The organism is Corynebacterium silvaticum, assembly GCF_002162115.2.
Classification (GTDB): Bacteria; Actinomycetota; Actinomycetes; order Mycobacteriales; family Mycobacteriaceae; genus Corynebacterium; species Corynebacterium silvaticum.
This window is the reverse complement of sequence record NZ_CP021417.2, coordinates 1,639,576-1,660,131: the sequence shown is the minus strand read 5'-3', so window position 1 is coordinate 1,660,131 and position 20,556 is coordinate 1,639,576. Positions and strand designations below refer to the sequence as shown.

Sequence of the window (20,556 nt, the reverse complement as noted above, 5' to 3'; positions counted from 1 at the left end):
TTGTTCTTATGAGCGAAGACATCGGGCTGTAGTAATGGATCGGCCAGGTTAACCAGTGCAAGCAGCATTGAGCGGTTCAGACTGGCTACACTAGAAAATCGAAAGATTAATATCGCTGAGGCTAAGGGCGATGCGGCGTACAACAACGCGGAATCGTCGTTATGCTTTGGTTGCCGGTGTATTGATGAATGAGGAGATCTCTCAATGAAGCTCGTTACTGCCATTGTTAAGCCTTTTACGCTGACAGACATTAAAGATGCTCTGGGGCAGGTGGGTGTGCACGGCATGACGGTTACAGAGACCCAAGGCTTTGGCCAGCAAAAAGGTCATACGGAAGTTTATCGTGGCGCTGAGTACGCGGTGGACTTTGTGCCCAAGGTCAAGATTGAAATCGTTATTGATGATGAACTTCTCGATGACGTTGTACGTGCCGTTGTCGATTCGGCGCACACCGGCAAGATCGGAGACGGCAAGGTGTGGGTCACCCCTGTCGATGATCTTATTCGCGTTCGTACAGGCGAGCGCGGTTCTGACGCAATCTAGATACAGCTGCCACTTCTGCAGCTGATGGGTTTTCTCCCATTAGACCGAAGCCATAGTTCCGTTAAGGATAGATTGTGACGCATTCTGCGATCGACTCATGCGATAAAACCGCGCACGCAACAGTTCTAGCTCAAGCAACTGAGAACGGTGGGTCGCAACGGGCGCTAGAAATTCGAGAGCATGCGTATCGACGTGCGCAGGCACTGGTGGAGAAGCTTACTATCCCCGAAGGCTCCGCGCTTGCCGCGACAGGTTCCTTTGCCCGGGAAGAAATGACTTCCAAATCGGATCTGGATTTAATTCTTCTTCACCCGGCAGGATTAAATCTCGACGGTCTTGCAGATTTGTGGTACCCGATTTGGGACGCAAAAATGCGTCTTGATTACGCAGTGCGTACTCCGCAGGAATGCGCCAGCATGGTCTCAGATGATTCAACCGCCGCGTTGGCATTGCTTGATGTGAGGCACATCAGTGGCGATCCAGAGCTTACTGAGCAAACTAGACGGCTGACCCTAGACACCTGGCGTAGGGAACTGAACAAAAACTTTAATGCGGTTTCCGATACCGCTATTGCCCGTTGGCGCCGCTCTGGCTCGGTTGTGGCAATGACACACCCCGATCTCAAACATGGTCGCGGCGGTCTCAGAGACATCGAGCTGATACGGGCGCTTGCACTAGGTCACCTGTGCGACGTGCCTCCTCTTGATTCTCAACGCAGGTTGCTTCTCGACGTCCGCACCCTCTTGCACCAACACGCTGGGCGCGCCCGAGACGTCTTGGACCCGGAATTCGCTGCAGATATTGCGCTCGATTTGGGGTTTGATGACAGATACGAGCTCTCCCGCGTCTTAGCCCACGCTGCCCGGACTATTAATGACGCCACTAATCATGCGCTCAGTACTGCTCGAAATGCTCTTCCGCGGCGTAACCACGTAAGACGAGCTGTACGCCGGCCTATCGATGTTGATGTGGTTGCCGTTGATGATGAAATTTCCTTGTCTCGAAATCCGAACCTCAAAGATCCTGCCTTAGTTCTTCGAGTCGCAGCTGCAAGTGCACGCACCGGCATGCCTATCAGTGATTCCGTATGGCCCCGTCTGGAGAATCTTCCTGAACTGCCAGCTCCATGGCCTGTGGGAGCAGCGGGTGACTTCTTTGAACTTTTGAGCTCATCGGTCCATAGCCCGCGGGTTATCCAACAGCTTGATGACCACGGCTTCTGGGAGAAAATGATCCCCCAATGGGGTCATATCAGGGGACGGATGCCGCGTGAAGCAGTCCACATTCACACAATTGATCAACATAGCCTCGTAGTCACAGCCAATTGTGCAGCAAGAAGCGTTAGCGTGGCTCGTCCGGATCTCCTGTTCCTTTCCGCGCTCTTTCATGATGTTGGTAAAGGATACGGCAGACCCCATGAAATCGTGGGCGCGGAATTTGTGGTGGAGATGGGGCGCAAGCTTCGGCTGAATGAACAAGATCTGAGTGTGGTCGAGACTCTGGTCGTAGAGCACACAAAGATCGCACAAATTGTCGGCCGTCTTGACCCGACAAGCGATGAAGCCGTAACGATGCTTTTAGACGCTGTCAATTATGATCTTCTCACCCTTAACCTCTTGGAATCCCTGGTGGAGGCGGATGCTGAAGGCACCGCGCCGGGTGTGTGGAGTGCGGTGCTGAAACTTGGAACCCAAGCATTATGCAGCCGTGCGCGTGCTCGACTTACCTCATTGACTCCTGAACCACCAGAGTTTGATATTCCGCTGGATATTGGTTTGGTTCCTAAAACCTCTAATAACTTTGACAATGACCTGAACACCGGATCGACTATGAACCCTGGGAGGGAAAGTGGCAACGCCACCGTGTACTGGAAAGGCCGGTATATGCGGGAAAGCGTCAGAGTCTTGGCGTTGATTGCGGCTAAAGGGTGGAACATTGAGTCGGCACGCTTCAAGATGAGTGGATCTGATGAGGCTAAGCATGTGATTGCGGAGCTTCAAGTGCATAACACTGTGGGTACGGGGTTCGATCCATGTGAATTTGTGCAGGCCTATAAGTCGGGGGTGTACTCATCTCTGCCGAGTATCAGGAAGAGTACTTCCGCGACGTTTTGGGTGGGCAATATTCTAGAGGTAAGGACAGCCGACCGTAGAGGTGGTTTAGGCGCCGTGTTAGGCGTCTTGCCTGATGTTTTATGGCTGACTATGAGCAACCCGGGCGCGACAATGATCATGCAGTGTGAGCTTGCCGAGGGATTTGATCGTGCCAAAGTTGAGCGTGACGTGACCAAGGTGCTCACCAACGGTTAACATAGGAACGTTAATCTTCAAGTCCACGCGAGATTTTCCCAGCAATGTAATTAAAGGTGCGCAGGGAAGATCCATAAAGGGAGTGTGCGTTTCGTGTTTGAATCTCTGTCTGACCGGCTAGGCAATGCCCTGTCAGGCCTACGGTCAAAGGGCAAAGTCACCGAGGCTGACATCAATGCTGTCGCGCGTGAAATCCGGTTGGCGCTGTTGGAAGCCGATGTTTCCTTGCCAGTGGTTCGCGGATTTATAGCACGAATTAAAGATCGTGCGCTAGGGGTTGAAGTATCTAAGGCTCTTAACCCGGCTGAACAAGTTATCAAGATCGTCAATGAGGAATTGACCGGGATTCTTGGTGGAGAAACTCGTCGCCTTAATTTGGCTAAAAATCCTCCTACGGTGATCATGGTGGCGGGCCTTCAGGGTGCTGGTAAGACCACGCTTGCTGGAAAGTTGGCTAAGCACCTTCAATCCCAAGGCCATACTCCAATGTTGGTGGCGTGTGATCTGCAGCGCCCGGGTGCTGTTCAACAGCTGCAAATTGTTGGTGAACGAGCGGGCGTTCCCACCTTTGCCCCAGATCCAGGAACATCCATCGACTCCAACGACCATGAGATGGGCACTTCTCATGGCGACCCAGTAGGCGTGGCTCGCCAGGGCATCGAAGAGGCAAAGCGTAGCCAGCATGACGTGGTCATCGTCGATACGGCGGGTCGTTTGGGTATTGATGAAGCCCTGATGACCCAGGCCCGGAATATCCGTGATGCGATTAACCCTGATGAAGTCCTTTTTGTTATTGACTCCATGATCGGACAGGACGCAGTGAACACGGCTGAGGCCTTCCGCGATGGCGTCGATTTCACAGGTGTCGTGTTGACCAAGTTGGATGGTGACGCCCGCGGTGGTGCGGCGCTTTCTATCCGCGAAGTAACCGGCAAACCCATCATGTTCGCCTCCACCGGTGAAAAACTGGAAGATTTTGATGTCTTCCGCCCCGAGCGTATGTCCAGCAGGATCCTCGGCATGGGTGATGTGCTTACTCTCATCGAGCAAGCAGAGAAGAACCTTGATCAAGAACAAGCCATGGAAACTGCCCAGAAGCTGGGGTCCGGCGAGCTTACGTTGGAGGACTTCCTCAATCAGATGTTGATGGTGCGCCGGATGGGCCCGCTTGGCAACATCTTGAAGATGCTGCCTGGCGGTAAGCAGATGTCGCAGATGGCGGATATGGTTGATGAGAAACAACTAGACCGCATCCAAGCCATTATCCGTGGTATGACTTCGGCAGAGCGTGAAGATCCTAAGATCTTGAATGCTTCTCGACGCAAACGTATCGCTAACGGTTCCGGTGTTGCCGTCTCTGAGGTGAATCAGCTGGTAGACCGCTTCTTTGAGGCGAAAAAGATGATGAGCAAAATGGCCGGGCAATTCGGCATGGGTGGCGGTGGACGTAGCGCAACCAAGAAGAAGCCCAAAGGTCGTAAAGGCAAAAACGGTAAGCGTAAACCTGCGAAAAACCGTAGCGGCGCTATGAACGGCGGTATGCCGGGCATGCCAAGCATGGCTGAGCTGCAAAAAATGCAAGAGCAAATGGGTGGAGCCGGTGGTCTAGGCGGTATGCCGAATCTCCCGGGGATGCCTAAGATGCCCAAGGGCATGGAAAACATAGATCTGAACAACCTGGACTTTGGCGGCAAAAAATAACTAGATACTTTCCCTCGGCCAGTTCACTATAGAAAAATTGGAATGGCCAAGGGGAGTGCTGTATTGTGTCTAGAGTTGTCTCAATTGTGAGGGAACACCACAAGACATTCCTGCGTCATACCGTCACCGTCTACGGTCGGCCGGTCTGAGTCACCGCAGGTAAATCAAGGGATGAACCGGTTCAATGCATATGCAAAGAGCGCCTGTACTTCCCAGTGACCCAAGAAGGAGCCTTTCATGGCTGTTAAAATCAAGCTGCAGCGTATGGGTAAGATCCGTACCCCGCACTACCGCGTTGTTATCGCAGATGCTCGCACTCGTCGTGACGGCAAGGTTATCGAGAACATCGGTACCTACGAGCCAAAGCAGAACCCTTCCGTTATCAAGATTGATTCGGAGCGCGCACAGTACTGGTTGGGCGTTGGCGCACAGCCAACCGAGCCTGTTCTGGCACTGCTTAAGGTGACCGGCGACTGGCAGAAGCACAAGGGCCTTGAGGGCGCTGAGGGAACCCTGCAGGTTGCAGAGCCTAAGCCTTCCAAGCTGGAGCTGTTCAACCAGGCACTGGCAGAGGCTAACGAGGGTCCTACCGCTGAGGCTATCACCGAGAAGAAGCGCAAGGCTAAGGAAGATGCAGCTGCTAAGGCTGCCGCTGAGGTTGAGAAAGCCGAGAAGGCTGAAGAGGCTACCGAAGAAGCTGCTGCAGAGTAATTCTGTTGAGCTTTTCAAGCAACTAAACCGCTTAAGAAGGACGTTGTCTTCTTAAGCGGTTTTGTGTTGTGTGCTTGACTTTAGCTTTTCCCCGTCAGCATGGTTAACAACAAAATTGCTTCGGAGGGAGAGCTAGAAGGGGAACTCACTTTGTGGATCACTCGTTGCGGGAGATAGAGAACCTTTCCTGGAGTGAGCCGTACGTTTTTATCGGGGCATTCCACGTCGAGGAATCCTTGTAAGCATTGGATGGTAACGGGATGCGCCGCCTTGTGGTCATTGAGGACCTGCCCTGGCGCAAAAGTAAAAACGATAATATTGGCGCCTTCAGCTTGGAGCAGCCTGGTTACCGTTGGAACTTTACGCTGAGGATCAGCATCGGGAGCCTCGCTAAGAATGTCGAGGCTCGTTGCATTTTCTGCATCACAATCGCGGTGGGCGTCTCCGAAACTATGAGGGGTATTGGTGGGGACATCCATGGTCTTGCTCCTACCAGGCTAGGGGACAGTTAAAGCAAGAATAGCTCTGCTTTTTGCTCGTACACCAGGGCTGACGCCTGCACTATATAGCTAGGAAGAGATGCGGGTGGGCGTCGATAAGCATGCAAGAGAAGCTATAGCAGATGAAAGCGGAAGGGGCGAGGGGAGCTGTTAAAGTATTGTCCATGGAATTAATGATTGGGCGAGTAGTTAAATCTCACGGAATCAAGGGGGAAGTCGCCGTTGAGGTAACCACCGACGAACCAGATATTCGTTTTGCGGTGGGGGAAGTGCTCAATGGTAGGCAGGGGAAAAAAGAACATCGCTTGACCATCGCCACTGGGCGGGTGCACCAAGGCCGTCTGCTCATTAAATTTGAAGAAATCCCTGATCGCACAGCAGCTGATAGCTTGAGGGGGACTCAGTTCTTCGCGGCACCGCTAGACAACGATGACGATGAGGAAGGCTTCTACGATCACGAGCTTGAGGGGTTAGATCTACTCCAAGACGGCAAAAAGATCGGGGAGATAACGGGTGTGATGCATGGCCCCGCCGGAGAAATCCTGGAAGTTGAACTTACTGGAGGCAAGCAGGTACTTGTTCCCTTTGTTCACGCTATTGTTCCCGAGATAGATCTTGAAGAGGGAACGTGCACGATTACTCCTCCCGATGGACTTTTGGAGCTGTAATGACCGCGCGAAAACTTCGGCTTGATGTCATCACCATCTTCCCCGAATACTTGGATCCGCTTCGCCACGCCTTGCTGGGCAAAGCTATTGAAAAGGACATTCTGAGCGTCGGGATACATGATCTACGGCAATGGGCAACCGATGCACATAAGTCTGTTGATGATTCTCCTTTTGGAGGCGGACCTGGGATGGTCATGAAGCCAACGGTGTGGGGCCCTGCACTTGATGACGTAGCACAGGGAACCGGTCTCGCCTCAGCCGCACAACCTCTGGAATCTGCACTTCCGCATCTGGATAAACCCCGCCATGATGACATCGAGGGCGTGGAACAGACTGGATATCAGCGCGAGGATGAAGACTCCTCATTGCCGTTGCTGATTGTGCCAACACCGGCGGGCACGCCTTTCACCCAAAAAGACGCACAAGAATGGTCAAATGAAGAACACATCGTTTTTGCCTGCGGAAGGTATGAGGGCATCGATCAACGCGTTATCGACGATGCCGCTCACCGCTACCGCGTGCGTGAAGTCTCGATCGGAGACTACGTGCTTATCGGTGGGGAAGTCGCCGTTTTGGTCATAACAGAAGCGATTGTCCGGCTGATTCCGGGAGTCTTAGGAAATAAACGAAGCCATGAGGAAGATTCTTTTTCCGATGGTTTGTTGGAAGGCCCCAGTTACACCAAGCCTCGCGTGTGGCGCGGTCTAGAAGTTCCAGATGTTCTTTTTTCTGGTAATCACGCAAAAGTAGATCGTTGGCGTCGTGAAAAGGCACTGGAACGCACCCAACGGGTTCGGCCAGAACTACTTGAGGTCTGCGACCTGGATAAAAAAGATCGCGAGTTCTTAGCGCAGTTGCCGCAAGAGTGAGAAGAAAGTGGCTGGGAATGATTGCCCCTGCGCGCTGTTAATAAGGATATGAAAAGAAAAATATCCACTGACCTTAACGCGCTGATTATTCCTGGCCAGCGGGATAGCATACGTGCGACGTTGCGTGATGGCCTGGCCAACCACGGCTATGAGGTCACGAGCATCGTGATTGATCCGATCGATCTCACCTGCGAGCCGGATAATATGTTGGTGACCCATTATGCGCAGGTTGAAGGTCACCCGCCGAGCGTTGAGCAGCTTTATCGTATTGTGCTCACTGGATATTCGACGCTTGACCTACGATCAGCCACAAAAGTTGTGGTGGGGCTGCTTCCGCGTGACATCTATTGGTATGGAACCTCGGTAGAAGGACACGTTGAGACCACAACGACTGCAGCGTGTGCATGGCAGGCAGAAGCGGATTAACCGCTCACGTTGAGTGAGATGCCGGAGGTTATCTCGCAAACCACATAATAGGGATATCCTACCGCTGAGGCGTTTTCGCTCTTATGATCGGAAATATGAGTGAAACAGTACATCAGGCTCCATGTGTGCTTGCGATTACCGCATGCCCGACCGGAATCGCTCACACGTACATGGCGGCAGAGCGTCTCACTGAAGCAGCAGATGCCGAGGGTATAGAACTCAAGATAGAAACGCACGGTTCTATTGGAGTTGAAGGCACCTTCAGCGATCAAGATATTGAGCGTGCCGACGCCGTCCTCATCGCAGCCGACACCACAATCGACACAGCGCGTTTTGCGCATAAACCCTTGGTAAACGTGTCGGTTGCGCAAGCCATTCGTGAGCCGAATGCGCTATTGCAGCGGGTGGTGAATGCAGCTAAAACCAGCGATACCACGGGACCAGCTACACCAAAGGAAGCTCAGTCTCTAGAATCCTCCCAACAACCGAGCCCAGAGGCTAGGGGAGCGGTGGGAAGAGTTATGTATGCCGCGTTGATGAACGGTGTGTCTCACATGATTCCCTTCGTGGTGACCGGTGGTCTCCTGCTAGCTGTTGCTTTGTCCATAGGAGGGCAACCGACTGCAGAAGGACTCAAGATTCCCGAAGGCTCATTCTGGGATACTGTGCAGCAGCTTGGTGTATTGGCATTTAGCCTGATGGTTCCTGTTTTATCTGCATACATAGCTCAGGCAATCGCGGATCGCCCAGGTCTCGCACCAGGATTTATCACAGGACTGGTGGCGACCACCGGGTCTTTGTATAACTCAGAAGCAGGGGCTGGATTCATAGGCGGTATTGTTACCGGATTTCTTTCCGGTTATGTGGCGCTGGGAATTCGTAAGATACCCGTGCACAAATACGTGGCGCCTATTTGGCCGATTATTGTGATTCCGATTCTTACCACGGCGATTGTTGGCCTTTTGTTTATTTACGTTTTGGGACACCCGATTGCGGCACTATTTGAAGCCCTCACGGGATACCTTGCCACGATGCAAGGGGAATCTGTTTTGGTCCTTGGGGCAATCCTTGGCGCGATGATAGCCTTTGACATGGGCGGACCTTTTAATAAGACTGCCTTCCTTTTCTCCGGAGGTCTTATCGCGGCAGGTAATGCTCTACCCATGGGTATGATCGCTGCGGCAATCGCAGTCCCGCCATTGGGCGTTGGTGTGGCCACACTCATGCGCCGCAGTCTCTTTACCAAACCTGAACGCGATGCCGGTATTGCGTCTGTGTTCATGGGCTTTTTTGGTATTACAGAGGGAGCTATCCCACTGGCTGCAGCCCGGCCATTGCAGATTATCCCCGCGAACGTGATCGGAGGGGCAGTAGCTGCTGCATTAGCAGGGTCGTTAGGAGTTAAAGACCACGTCATGCACGGCGGTCCTATCGTCGCGGTGCTGGGGGCAGTAGACAATGTGGGCGGCTACTTCTTAGCCTTGGCAGCGGGTGTGGCTGTCACGTGTGCGTTGGCTTTGATCCTTGTCGGATTCAGCAGGAAAAGGACTGCCGCAGCGGACCCGACTCCTGAGTCGTCTCTTCGGTACAGCACGCAGGAAGCAGCAGCGCCTGTTAAACCGGAAGACCCAATCATTATGGATGAATTGGTGTACTCGGGGTCGATAAAGAACCGTGAGGAAGCTATTTGCTGTCTTGTGGATAAAGGCGTTGTTGCTGGACGAATCTCGGATGCGCGCGCTGTTGTAGACGCATCGCTTAACAGAGAGCGGTTGGCGTCGACAAGCGTAGGCTACGGCGTTGCTATACCGCATTCGCGTAGCACCGGAACCCATGCCGCGATGGTAGGGCTTGCTCGTTTGGATGCCCCGATCGAGTGGACTGACGGGGAGGAAACGGATCTAGTATTCCTCATTTGCGTTCCTTCTGATGCCGGAAAACAACACTTGAAGATTCTTTCCCGCCTTGCGCGTGCGATCATGAAAGAGGACTTCAGAACTCAGCTGCGGCAAGCACCCGAGTCTGAACTTGCAGATGTGGTGCGCAAAGTCGCAGAACCTGCAGAATCGACCGCTGCAGGTGCGTCTTAAAACAGAAACCCTGTCTACCCGTTTCTGGGTACCACAAAGGGAACTCGCTACAATCGTGTGAATGATTTCCGCGAAGATCGCTCAGGAGCTAGGAGTTAAGGAAAGCAATGTCGCTTCCGCTCTCGCACTCCTCGCAGAAGGCAATACAGTTCCCTATTATCGCTCGGTACCGCAAGGAAGCCACAGGCGGGCTCGACGACTCGCAGTTGCGCGCCATTGAAGAACGCGCGACCTATCTTAAGGAGCTGGAGGACCGGAAACAGACGATTCTCGCTGCGATTGAAGAGCAAGGAAAGCTCGATCAAACGCTTAAAACGTTGATCCTGGAATGCGATACAAAAGCTCGCCTGGAAGACTTGTATCTTCCCTACAAAAAACGACGCAAGACTAAAGCGGATATCGCGCGCGAAGCCGGGCTGGAGCAACTGCTGGATGAGCTTATCGACGCACCCCACGCGAACCCGGAGCAGCTTGCCGCGAGCTTTGTCACAGAGGGGTTTGAGGATACCAAGAAGGCCCTTGAAGGCGCACGCGCAATCCTTATCGATCGCTTTGCTTTGAATGCAGACCTGGTAGGAGAAGTTCGCGAGCGGATGTTTACCACGGGTTCTATGTTGGCCAGCCCGGTGGAAGGCAAAGAGGCAGAGAGTGCAAAGTTCAAAGATTATTTTGAGTTTTCAGAACCTTTTACATCACTGCCTAGTCACCGGATCTTGGCGCTCTTTCGTGGGAAAAAGAAGGGGTGCTGCATCTAGAGCTCGATGCCGGAGACGAATCGGTGTATGCGGGCATGATCGCAGAGCATTGTGGCCTCGATGTTTCCTCTCAATGGATTGCGTCTGCTGTGCGTTGGGGCTGGAAAACCAAGTTGGTTATCTCCTCGGGGCTCGATGTTCGTATGCGTTTGAAGGAGCGCGCAGAAGAGGGGGCACTTGATGTCTTTGCTCGAAACCTCAAGGATGTTCTTCTTGCTGCCCCAGCGGGTCAACGTGCGACTCTCGGCCTAGACCCCGGATATCGTAATGGAGTGAAGTGCGCCGTTGTAGACCGCACTGGCAAAGTACTAGACACGCTTATTGTCTATCCACATCAACCACAAAATAAGTGGTCGGAAGCTGTACAAGAATTAGCGTCGGCATGCGCAACCCATGGCGTAGACCTCATGGCTGTGGGTAACGGCACAGCCTCCCGTGAGACAGAAAAACTCGCAGGAGAGGTTGCGGATTTGATCAAAAAAGCTGGTGGAAAGCGTCCCACCCCAGTCGTAGTATCGGAGTCCGGGGCATCGGTGTATTCGGCATCGGAACTGGCGGCGAAAGAATTTCCCACCATGGATGTTTCCTTGCGCGGCGCAGTTTCTATTGCACGCCGATTACAGGACCCGCTCGCAGAACTGGTCAAGATCGACCCCAAAGCGATTGGAGTCGGCCAGTATCAACACGATGTAAACCAGGCTGCCTTGGCCAAAACTCTTGATGCCGTAGTGGAAGATGCAGTGAATGCCGTGGGCGTAGACCTCAACACAGCTTCAGTTCCGCTGCTTTCTAGAGTTGCTGGCATCAGCCCGACCATTGCAGAAAACATTGTGCATTACCGGGATGAACACGGTAGTTTTGCCTCCCGGGCTTCGCTGAAGAAAGTTCCCCGTTTAGGCCCCAAAGCTTTTGAGCAGTGCGCTGGTTTCTTAAGGATTAACGGTGCACGCGATCCCTTGGACTCCTCTGCTGTACACCCTGAGGCTTATCCAGTCGTGCGGCGAATCGCGGAGAAAACAGGGCTCAGCGTTGACGGGCTTATCGGAAACACGGCGGTGCTTAAGACACTGCGGCCCCAGGACTTTGCAGACGATCATTTTGGTGTCCCCACCGTGACCAACATCCTCGCGGAGTTGGACAAACCCGGGCGTGACCCCCGGCCGGAATTTGCCACGGCCACGTTTAAAGAAGGCGTAGAGAAAATCTCCGATTTGATCCCGGGGATGATCCTGGAAGGAACCGTGACTAACGTGGCAGCCTTTGGCGCATTCGTGGATGTGGGGGTCCATCAAGATGGCCTAGTGCACGTTTCTGCTTTGGCGGATACCTTTGTCTCCAATCCCCACGACGTTGTGTGTTCTGGGCAGGTAGTCAAAGTGAAGGTGATGGAGGTTGATCCAGAGCGTAAACGCATTAGCCTCTCCATGAAGTTTTCCGACGAGCCCAGCGCTAACACCGCTAAACCGGCCTCTCGCAACACAAACACCGCGAAAGATAAGCGTTCTTCGCGTGGAAACAGCACGCGTAATGCGTCGCAAAGGCGCAGCTCATCGCAGCCTGCAGCAGGTGGGGCGATGGCAGAAGCTTTGCGACGCGCCGGGCTCAAATAACAGACGTCCATTGACGGCGGCGGGAACCCGCAACGCACTGTGGAAGAAAAGTTGTTCCCAGTGCGTAAACATGGCATAATCTCCACCGTTGTCTGTCTCTTTCGTGGGGACAGCTGCTTTTCATGTCTTGGGCACGAACCAGTCGAGCGCCCCGATCATAGGGAAGAGCCGCTAGGTTCCTCTGTCTTTTAAAAGTAAGGATTGGTTTTATGAACCTTCTTGACAAAGTCGATGCAGCATCATTGCGCAACGACATCCCAGCTTTCTGTCCCGGCGATACCCTTGACGTTCACGTAAAGGTTATCGAGGGCAACAAGACCCGTACCCAGCTGTTCAAGGGTGTTGTTATTCGTCGTCAGGGCTCTGGCGTTCGTGAGACCTTCACTGTCCGCAAGGTTTCCTTCGGTATCGGTGTTGAGCGTACCTTCCCGGTACACACTCCAAACATCGAGAAGATTGAGGTTGTTACTCGCGGCGCTGTTCGTCGTGCGAAGCTTTACTACCTGCGTGACCTGCGCGGCAAAGCAGCTAAGATCAAGGAAAAGCGCTAATATTCAGCGCCTTGTGCCTCTGACCTGCATGAACTCCATGCGGTTGGGGGCTTTTCTTATTATCTAGAAGCGAAGAGGAATAGGGCTTTTCTGTATCGGTGTGTGGTTAACCGAAGTGTGTGAAAGCAAACCTGCAGCCTAGATATGTGATTTAAACGTGAGGTAATAAAACATTTGCCTACGCGAGGTTTACCTTAACGCTGCTAACATCATTCGTTGTGACTGATCAGAGTAATGGATTCAACACGGCGGACCGTGATGTCAAGCCGCAGGCGCGCACTGATGCGACGGATAGAGGCACAAAGGCTGATTCTGCTGAAGGCAAGAAGCCGTTGCCCTGGTTCATAGAAATACCGGTTGTTGTCGTGGTGACTCTGCTAGTTATTACGATGCTGCAAACCTTTGTGGGGCGGGTCTATATGATTCCCAGCCAATCGATGGAGCCAACACTGCACGGGTGCGCTGGCTGTACAGGGGATCGCATTTTTGTGGACAAAGTAAGCTATCACTTCAACGATCCAAAACCTGGGGACGTTATCGTCTTTGAAGGAACGGACTCCTGGAATTCTTCTTTTGTTTCACAAAGGTCCCAGAACTCGCTCGTACGGGGACTGCAGAACGTCGGCGCCTTTGTTGGGCTCGTTGCTCCAGACGAGAATGACCTGGTGAAACGAATCATTGCAACCGGGGGACAGACCGTGCAATGTTTGGAAGGCGATGAGGGCGTTAAAGTAAACGGAAAAGTGATTGATTCTTCATACATCCAGAATCCCCCTGCTTATCCGGTAGATCCTGCGACTGGATCTGATGCATGCGGCGGTTTCTACTTTGGCCCTGTCACTGTTCCTGCAGATAGTTATTTCATGATGGGAGATAACCGGACAAACTCGATGGATTCTCGTTATCACATCGGCGACCAGTTCCAGGGTACCATCCCGCGCGATCATATTAAAGGCAAGGTTCAGTTTAAGATCTTCCCGTTTAATAGGATCGGCAGCGTAGAAGATTACGATATCCAAGGGTAAAGGAATTAGGTTGACTCCTAAGGGACAAGAGGCTTGTCAAAGTCTCCCCTTGCCCACGTCCCAGGGGATTAAAGTCCGTAAGCTCAAACACCTCCGGACATTTGAGGGAACGCTAGAAAAATGGGGTTTGGGTCCAGTCGCCGGGATAGATGAAGCTGGCCGCGGTTCTTGTTGCGGCCCAATCACCATTGCCGCGTGCATCTTGCCTCCCCGGCCGATCGCGGCGCTAGCCACGCTGACCGACTCTAAGAAGCTTTCTCCTCGAATGCGGGAAGAGCTCTATCCTCTTATTAAAAAACATGCTGTAGCCTGGTCGATTCTGCATATTTCGGCTTCGGAAATTGATACATACGGTATCCAACACGCCAACATTTCTGGCATGAGAAGGGTTATCGCTTTGCTCTCGGAGCAGCCGGGTTATGCGCTTATCGACGCCATGCGGGTACCCGGCCTCACTTGTCCATCTCTGCCCGTTATTGGCGGGGATGCGGCTGCACGCTGTATTGCGGCTGCGAGTGTTTTAGCCAAACAGTCTCGTGATGAGCTGATGATTGATTTGGATAAGGAGTATCCGGGATACGGATTAGGGGATCACAAGGGATATGGAACCAAGTCTCACATAGATGCGGTGCGCCGCCACGGGGGAACACCGGAGCATCGTTATAGTTATGCCAATGTGAAGGCCGCGCATGAAGAATGGGCTGCCGAGAATAACGCAGTAATCGGGAGGTAAAGCGATGGGTGCAGAAGAACTCGACAACTATGAGGCTGAGGTAGAGCTGTCACTGTATCGCGAGTACCGAGACGTGGTTAGCCAGTTCTCTTATGTCGTAGAGACAGAACGGCGATTCTACCTTGCCAATGCGGTTGAGTTAATCCCTCATACGCAGGGTTCTGATGTTTATTATGAGGTCAGAATGTCTGATGCCTGGGTATGGGATATGTACCGTTCCGCGAGGTTTGTGCGTTACGTCAGGGTCATTACGTATAAAGATGTGAACATCGAGGAGCTAGACAAACCCGATTTTGTCATGCCCGATTAATCCAGTGTCTTATCTTATGCACATGCACCATGCTTGCGTGCGCGATAACCATGATCGATGGGGCCATGACCATGTCCTACCTGCAGGGCACTGCCGTGGGCGATGGCCTCATGAAGCCACGCGGTTGACCACTCCAATGCGGTGACCAGATCCTCGCCTAGGCCGAGTCGGGTAGCCAATGCTGATGATAAAGAACAACCAGTACCATGCGTATTTGTGGTCCTTATTTGGTTATTGGGTACTCGGTGAAAGGCCCCAGAGGGGAAGACTACCGCGTTGTCAGCATGATCCTGGTGAAGATGACCTCCTTTGACAATGACGGCTACTCCGTGTTCGCAGGCCCAATTTTGCGCGTCGATGATTGCTTTTTCCAGATTAGTGCGAAGCGGAGTGCCTGCCACAGAGTACCGCTAGTTCCGGCAGATTCGGGGTTACTACTGTGGCATGCAGAGCAAGCTCTTGGAGTGCTTTTTCAGCTTGAGGATCAAGTAGACGATGTCCACTGGTGCTAATCATTACAGGATCCAAAACTATAGGCATATCGCGGTTTTTGGGTAGTGAAGCTAGCCATTGAGCAACCGTAGTGATAACACCAGAATCACCTAGCATCCCGATCTTGATAGCGTCGATGGCAACATCATCACTGACCGAGGTGAGTTGTGAGCGGAGAAAATCGGTTGGTGGGGTATGTACATTCCGTACACCTTGAGTATTTTGTGCCACTAAGGATGTGACCACGCACATTCCATAACCGCCAGCAGCAGCCACCGTCTTCAGGTCTGCTTGAATGCCTGCTCCGCCGGTGGGATCTGTTCCAGCGATAGAAAGAACTCTGGGAATAGAAATATCCATATTATGCACTTTCTTTTCTCTTATTGTTTCCGCCTGGCAGGTCGAGCAGCGTAATAGACGCTTGTACGGCAAGGTCGCTGTATTGTGCGATGAATTGTTGGGAACGCTGCCCGGAAGCACATGCAACAACAATTGTGCGTTTGGATTGGGTCTGAACCACATCTAAGAGTGCTGCTAATGCGGCGTCTTGCGAGACGATGCTGCTTAGTGGGACCACATGGGGAGAATAGCGTGGGGGAAATGGATCCAGGAGGACTTCGTGCGGCTCGCGAATATCTAAGAGCGCTGCCTCGCCAGTTAAGACACGCTGCAGGAGTAGGGAATTTTCTTTTGTACTGGATTCCCCTGAAATGCTGCACGACGCAGCTGCCGCATAGTCACTGAGGCTAGTTGTGAGACTCCTTTGAGGATCTGCTACGGCTTGCATATGGCGTATAGTGGCCGGGATAGCATCGTAGCTAAGAATCTTGCCGACCGTTCGATCCAAACCAGACAACCATGCAAGGGCCGTAGTGGACATGAGCCCGCCGACTACGGATGTAGTCACTCCCAAAACGCCGGCTGTTGCACACGTGGGAACGGCATCGGCAGGTAGTTGATAGGGAAACACATCGCGTAGACCCACTCCGCGTTCGCGCGGTCTGGAATACCACAATGCGACATCACCATGGAACCCCAGTACCGTGCCCCATACCAATGGCGTTCCTACTATTTCTGCAGCATCTGCGACGAGATATTTGCTGGCAAAGGTGTCTGAACCATCGAGTACTATATCTGCTCCTGCTACTAATTCGCAGGCGTTGTGTGCTGTGAGAGCTTCGTTCCTGGCTTCTATGACAATGTCGGGCTGCAATGCCTGCGCTCGTCGTGCAGCTACCTCAACCTTAGGCTGGCCGCAATCATCTGCTGAGAAGAGTATTTGTCGATGAATGTTGGTTATATCGACCGTGTCATGGTCGATCAAGGTCATTTTTCCGATTCCAGCTGCGGCTAATTGCTGCACAATAGGGCACCCATGCCCACCGACCCCCCACTACTAGAACATGCGCATTATGGAGTGCCTCTTGCTGAGATAACCCGAATCCAGGAAGCAACATCTGGCGAGAAACCCGGTGTAGCTCTGATCGTGGAAGTGATGTTTCCATTTAGAGCACCTGCTCAGGCCACGACACAAAACCTGCGGATGAGGAAGACGCCTGAGCATGCTCGCGCCGGGGTATCCGACCAGCTTTACGCGCGTATCCACCAGCCTCAACGGCCAGCCGCATCGCATGCGCCATCATGACTGGATCTTGGCAACGATTGACCGCGCTAGCCAGGAGAACCCCGTCGCACCCAAGTTCGCGGGCAAAAGTAGCATCGGATGCGGTGCCCACGCCGGCGTCGATAAGCACTGGCACGTGCGCACGAGAACAGATCAGCTCGATATTATGCGGGTTGAGAATACCCAGACCTGTCCCTATCGGTGATCCCAAAGGCATGATTGCTGCGGCACCAGAATCTTCCAAACGCTGAGCCGCAACCGGATCATCGCTGGTATAAACCAGCACGGTAAAACCCTCAGAGACGAGCTGCTCGCAAGCAGTCAGGGTCTCCATCACGTCGGGCAGCAAAGTATGCTCGTCTGCAATAATCTCGAGCTTGATCCATGATGTTCCCAGTGCCTCCCGAGCCAGACGGGCCGTGATCACCGCATCCCGCGCGGTGCGGCACCCTGCGGTGTTGGGAAGCGGATCAATGCTGAGCCGACTAAGCAATTGAAAGATAGTCTCTCCATTATGCACACTGGTAGATGCGCTATATCGGCGCATAGCCACTGTTGTTAATTCAGTTCCGGAAGCGACTAATGCCTGCTCTAAGATTTCTTGGGAACTCGCCCCTCCCGTACCCATGATGAGATGAGAAGAATATTCTTTGTCAGCAATAGTAAGCACTTAACCTCCTTGAATTGCAGTGAGTATGTCTACGCGTTCGCCTGGATGCAGCGGGCGTAGCCACTGCGAGCGCGGGATTACTGCGCCCTGGACGGCAATGGCAATACCTGCGTCGTGATGACTTCGGGCAACAATTTCTTTCACTAATTCAGATACAGTGCGTGCGGTGACTTCCTGTACTTTTCCGTTTAGTTCTATATGCATAATCATGTTCCTTTAACCATGAACTAAGTGTCGTAATGGACAACACGGGCGGATATCTGTGCTCAATGGTTGCCCTAAAACAAGCTCTCGACTCACTCGAGCCCCCAAAGCTGCTAATGAAATCCCGTGCCGGAAATACCCAGTGGACATAACTACGTGATCGTTTACACGTCCTAAATATGGAAGATCATCAGGAGTTCCTGGACGCGCGCCCGCTGTTGCCTCAATAAAGTCGCAGTCTTCCAAGCATGGCGCTATGCGGATTGCGTCTCTCAAAAGATCGTGGACACCGCCGAGATGGGGCACCGGACGAGAGTCCTCCCTCGTCGTGGCCCCTAGCGCGATCGTTCCATCATCGCGCGGAATGATATAAATCGGGCGGCCTTCTACAAAACCGCGGATCACCTTACGCGTGAAAGGTTGGAGATACGTAGGAACACGCAGCCTTACGATATCGCCATAGACAGGACGCAACTTAAGCGGTGATGACTCTTGGGTTGCAGAAGGATGCCAACCTGAAAGCGTGCTTGCTCCGAGACCATTAGCCACAACTACCTGGTCGGCAGGAAAAATAGAGCTCGTGGTATGAACGTATACGGGAGCGTCGTCTTTGTCGGGATTGCTTATGTGTAGGTGCGTTGCTGCTAAAGGATGGAACGTCACACCAAGATTGATCGCGGCGTCGTAGAGCGCAGCAGAAAAACTCGAGGAGCGATCTGATGATCGCCGGGGATAGAAACGACCTCTGCCATATGCGGATGCAGCGCGGGTTCGATCTGGCGGGCTTTGCTCAGCGGTAGTCGCTCTACGTTCATGCCATAGGCACGTTGGTAGTGCATCATATCGCGTAGATGTTGAGCGTCGGCGCGGTCTGCGGCAACAACAAGCGTGCCGTCATCGCGATAACCTACGGGAAGGGATGTGTGCTCGGTAACGGTCTTTATCAGTTCCGGATACCATCGGGCCGAAGTCTGCATCAGCGGGAAAAGCGAGTCTTGCTGATAAATCATTTCTGCCGTGGGCACGAGCATTCCGCCTGCATGATAGGTGGCGCCACTCATCGGGGCAGGATCTATAACATTAATATCGAGTTTCTGCTCTGATTGGTGCGATGCCAACTCTACTGCGGTAGCCAATCCTAGGATGCCTGCGCCAAGAATCACTATGCGCATGAGCTGGCCCTTACACATTGGCTAGCTCCGCGATCAAATTCCCTCAGAATCGTAGAAGCAAAGTCCGTAGGATCTGAGGCTTCCATAAATCCACGTACTACAGCTAGCCTGGACACCCCTTGGGCAGCAAGAGGCGCTGCATCGTTAAGAGTAATGCCGCCGATGGCTACCAGAGGTACCGCAGAATGGGTGACAAGCTCTGCGTAGGAATCTAGTCCTAGAGGAGCCCGGCCAGAGTCTTTCGTTGGGGTGACCGCACCCGATATAGTCAATGTATTCGGCCTGTTTGTTTGCTTTTTCGACGAGTTCGAGGGTCCCCGTAGTCAGACCGATGATGGCTTCTGCGCCAAGGAGCTTTCGGCAGATGCGTGGGCTGAGATCGTCTTGTCCCACATGAACACCGGCGATCGGGATGTTCTGAGAACGCAAAGCAATAGCCACGTCTAGACGATCGTCGATAAGCACACGCGTGAGTGGATTGATTGTGGCTACTGCACACGCAACTTCGCTGGAAAGCTTGTACAGATCACGAGCGCTGATCGGCTTAGAACGTATCTGAATAATGCCAGCGCCGCCAGCTGCGGCTGCCATGGCGATGCGTACAATACGACGGGGGTCGGCCAGATGTCCTGTGACAAAGTAGCACCGTAGATCCACTGGGGGCGTGTTTTACGCACTAGTCTAGGGCCCTTCCTGCGTCTGGAAAGTTTTGCGAACAACCCTGAGGTATGTCTGTTGAGAGGATTCCTAGATCTGTGGGGAACGCAGACCGTATATCTTGTGATATGCGCATGGAACAAAACTTGGGGCCGCACATTGAACAAAAATGGGCGGTTTTAGCAGGCTCGGCGGGGAGAGTCTCATCGTGGTAGTCCGTTGCCGTGACCGGATCCAAAGACAATGCGAATTGATCATGCCAGCGAAATTCAAAACGAGCCTTGCTCATGGCGTCATCCCAGTCTCTGGCGCCAGGATGCCCCTTGGCCACGTCAGCTGCGTGAGCTGCGAGTTTATACGTGATAACACCAGTTTTTACGTCGTCGAGGTTAGGCAAACCCAGGTGTTCTTTAGGGGTGACATAACACAGCATGGCTGTGCCACCCATTGCTATGGTAGCTGCACCAATTGCGGAAGTAATATGGTCGTAACCAGGAGCAATATCTGTAACAAGCGGGCTAAGCGTATAAAACGGCGCATAGTGGCACCACTCTCGCTCGTGCTCATTATTAACCTGAATCATATTCAAGGGAACATGGCCAGGCCCTTCCACCATGACTTGCACATCATAGTCCCAGGCGCGTTTAGTGAGCTCACCGATAGTTTTAAGCTCTGCGAACTGTGCTGCATCGTTAGCATCGGCCAAACTACCTGGTCTGAGTCCATCGCCCAAGGAAAACGCGACGTCATAACGCGCGAAAATCTCGCATAGATTGTCAAAATTTTCGTAGAGGAAAGACTCTTTGCCATGCGCGAGGCACCAACCCGCCATAATAGATCCGCCACGACTAACAATGCCGGTGACCCGTTGGCTGGTTAGCACAACCGGTCACGATGGATACAAGAGCCCCGTGCGGAGCGGTGCTATCGGATAGC

At 52.9% G+C, this 20,556-nt stretch carries 15 protein-coding genes and 6 pseudogenes; 13 read left to right on the top strand and 8 right to left on the bottom strand.

Annotation, left to right across the window (positions count from 1 at the left end; translation table 11 throughout):
• Nucleotides 1-204: 204 nt before the first annotated feature.
• From CBE74_RS20245 to rpsP, 4 genes are all read left to right on the top strand, one after another.
• Nucleotides 205-543, top strand: a complete 339-nt coding sequence (locus CBE74_RS20245) for a P-II family nitrogen regulator (RefSeq protein WP_013911801.1) — start codon at nucleotides 205-207, stop codon at nucleotides 541-543.
• A 74-nt stretch (nucleotides 544-617) separates the two neighbouring features.
• Nucleotides 618-2,852, top strand: coding sequence for a [protein-PII] uridylyltransferase (locus tag CBE74_RS20240; protein ID WP_087454212.1), 2,235 nt, complete (start codon nucleotides 618-620; stop codon nucleotides 2,850-2,852).
• A 93-nt stretch (nucleotides 2,853-2,945) separates the two neighbouring features.
• Nucleotides 2,946-4,553, top strand: coding sequence for a signal recognition particle protein (gene ffh / locus CBE74_RS20235; RefSeq protein ID WP_087454912.1), 1,608 nt, complete (start codon nucleotides 2,946-2,948; stop codon nucleotides 4,551-4,553).
• A 237-nt stretch (nucleotides 4,554-4,790) separates the two neighbouring features.
• Nucleotides 4,791-5,264, top strand: coding sequence for a 30S ribosomal protein S16 (rpsP, locus tag CBE74_RS20230; protein ID WP_087454211.1), 474 nt, complete (start codon nucleotides 4,791-4,793; stop codon nucleotides 5,262-5,264).
• Nucleotides 5,265-5,344: 80 nt separating this feature from the next.
• Here rpsP and CBE74_RS20225 read toward each other — a convergent pair whose 3' ends face one another.
• On the bottom strand, nucleotides 5,345-5,743 hold the full coding sequence (locus tag CBE74_RS20225) for a cupin domain-containing protein (RefSeq protein WP_087454210.1): 399 nt from the start codon (nucleotides 5,741-5,743) through the stop codon (nucleotides 5,345-5,347).
• A 185-nt stretch (nucleotides 5,744-5,928) separates the two neighbouring features.
• Between CBE74_RS20225 and rimM the strand changes: the two genes are divergently transcribed.
• From rimM to CBE74_RS20180, 9 genes and pseudogenes are all read left to right on the top strand, one after another.
• On the top strand, nucleotides 5,929-6,432 hold the full coding sequence (rimM, locus tag CBE74_RS20220; protein WP_087454209.1) for a ribosome maturation factor RimM: 504 nt from the start codon (nucleotides 5,929-5,931) through the stop codon (nucleotides 6,430-6,432).
• Nucleotides 6,432-7,301 (top strand): tRNA (guanosine(37)-N1)-methyltransferase TrmD, encoded by an 870-nt coding sequence (gene trmD, locus CBE74_RS20215; RefSeq protein WP_087454208.1) that lies wholly within the window; start codon nucleotides 6,432-6,434, stop codon nucleotides 7,299-7,301. Before rimM ends, trmD begins: the two co-directional genes overlap by 1 nt.
• 48 nt (nucleotides 7,302-7,349) lie before the next feature.
• On the top strand, nucleotides 7,350-7,727 hold the full coding sequence (locus CBE74_RS20210; protein ID WP_087454207.1) for a hypothetical protein: 378 nt from the start codon (nucleotides 7,350-7,352) through the stop codon (nucleotides 7,725-7,727).
• 83 nt (nucleotides 7,728-7,810) lie between these two features.
• Nucleotides 7,811-9,817: a fructose-specific PTS transporter subunit EIIC gene (locus tag CBE74_RS20205; protein WP_087454206.1), complete on the top strand. Its 2,007-nt coding sequence runs from the start codon at nucleotides 7,811-7,813 to the stop codon at nucleotides 9,815-9,817.
• Nucleotides 9,818-9,878: 61 nt separating this feature from the next.
• Nucleotides 9,879-12,182: pseudogene (locus tag CBE74_RS20200) on the top strand (Tex family protein).
• 209 nt (nucleotides 12,183-12,391) lie between these two features.
• Nucleotides 12,392-12,733 carry a 50S ribosomal protein L19 gene (gene rplS / locus CBE74_RS20195; RefSeq protein ID WP_087454205.1) on the top strand — a complete coding sequence of 114 codons (342 nt, stop codon included), beginning with the start codon at nucleotides 12,392-12,394 and terminating at the stop codon, nucleotides 12,731-12,733.
• Between the two features lie 218 nt (nucleotides 12,734-12,951).
• The gene (lepB, locus tag CBE74_RS20190) at nucleotides 12,952-13,758 is read left to right on the top strand and encodes a signal peptidase I (protein WP_087454204.1); all 807 of its coding nucleotides are present in this window, start codon (nucleotides 12,952-12,954) and stop codon (nucleotides 13,756-13,758) included.
• A gap of 49 nt (nucleotides 13,759-13,807) precedes the next feature.
• Entirely contained in the window at nucleotides 13,808-14,491 is a 684-nt protein-coding gene (locus CBE74_RS20185) for a ribonuclease HII (protein ID WP_216605256.1), read from the top strand.
• Nucleotides 14,492-14,495: 4 nt separating this feature from the next.
• Nucleotides 14,496-14,801, top strand: a complete 306-nt coding sequence (locus CBE74_RS20180) for a DUF2469 domain-containing protein (RefSeq protein WP_013242174.1) — start codon at nucleotides 14,496-14,498, stop codon at nucleotides 14,799-14,801.
• Between the two features lie 32 nt (nucleotides 14,802-14,833).
• Here CBE74_RS20180 and thiD read toward each other — a convergent pair.
• From thiD to CBE74_RS20145, 7 genes and pseudogenes are all read right to left on the bottom strand, one after another.
• Nucleotides 14,834-15,653 (bottom strand): annotated as a pseudogene (gene thiD / locus CBE74_RS20175) (bifunctional hydroxymethylpyrimidine kinase/phosphomethylpyrimidine kinase); the annotation flags it as partial.
• Between the two features lies 1 nt (nucleotide 15,654).
• Nucleotides 15,655-16,798: pseudogene (locus tag CBE74_RS20170) on the bottom strand (ThiF family adenylyltransferase).
• Complete coding sequence (locus tag CBE74_RS20165) at nucleotides 16,799-17,587, bottom strand: thiazole synthase (RefSeq protein WP_087454202.1); 789 nt, start codon at nucleotides 17,585-17,587, stop codon at nucleotides 16,799-16,801.
• The gene (gene thiS / locus CBE74_RS20160; protein WP_087454201.1) at nucleotides 17,588-17,791 is read right to left on the bottom strand and encodes a sulfur carrier protein ThiS; all 204 of its coding nucleotides are present in this window, start codon (nucleotides 17,789-17,791) and stop codon (nucleotides 17,588-17,590) included. It abuts the gene before it with no gap.
• A gap of 12 nt (nucleotides 17,792-17,803) precedes the next feature.
• Nucleotides 17,804-18,963 (bottom strand): annotated as a pseudogene (gene thiO, locus CBE74_RS20155) (glycine oxidase ThiO).
• Nucleotides 18,954-19,620: pseudogene (locus tag CBE74_RS20150) on the bottom strand (thiamine phosphate synthase). Before CBE74_RS20150 ends, thiO begins: the two co-directional pseudogenes overlap by 10 nt.
• Before the next feature lie 19 nt (nucleotides 19,621-19,639).
• Nucleotides 19,640-20,506 (bottom strand): annotated as a pseudogene (locus CBE74_RS20145) (phosphomethylpyrimidine synthase ThiC); the annotation flags it as partial.
• Between the last annotated feature and the right edge of the window lie 50 nt (nucleotides 20,507-20,556).

What these genes read in the sequence shown, in the direction of transcription:
- thiS (WP_087454201.1), bottom strand. Translation starts at nt 17,791, where the DNA reads ATGCATATAGAACTAAACGGAAAAGTACAGGAAGTCACCGCACGCACT.
- rplS (WP_087454205.1), top strand. Translation starts at nt 12,392, where the DNA reads ATGAACCTTCTTGACAAAGTCGATGCAGCATCATTGCGCAACGACATC.
- rimM (WP_087454209.1), top strand. Translation starts at nt 5,929, where the DNA reads ATGGAATTAATGATTGGGCGAGTAGTTAAATCTCACGGAATCAAGGGG.
- CBE74_RS20180 (WP_013242174.1), top strand. Translation starts at nt 14,496, where the DNA reads ATGGGTGCAGAAGAACTCGACAACTATGAGGCTGAGGTAGAGCTGTCA.
- CBE74_RS20245 (WP_013911801.1), top strand. Translation starts at nt 205, where the DNA reads ATGAAGCTCGTTACTGCCATTGTTAAGCCTTTTACGCTGACAGACATT.
- CBE74_RS20225 (WP_087454210.1), bottom strand. Translation starts at nt 5,743, where the DNA reads ATGGATGTCCCCACCAATACCCCTCATAGTTTCGGAGACGCCCACCGC.
- trmD (WP_087454208.1), top strand. Translation starts at nt 6,432, where the DNA reads ATGACCGCGCGAAAACTTCGGCTTGATGTCATCACCATCTTCCCCGAA.
- CBE74_RS20210 (WP_087454207.1), top strand. Translation starts at nt 7,350, where the DNA reads ATGAAAAGAAAAATATCCACTGACCTTAACGCGCTGATTATTCCTGGC.
- CBE74_RS20205 (WP_087454206.1), top strand. Translation starts at nt 7,811, where the DNA reads ATGATCGGAAATATGAGTGAAACAGTACATCAGGCTCCATGTGTGCTT.
- rpsP (WP_087454211.1), top strand. Translation starts at nt 4,791, where the DNA reads ATGGCTGTTAAAATCAAGCTGCAGCGTATGGGTAAGATCCGTACCCCG.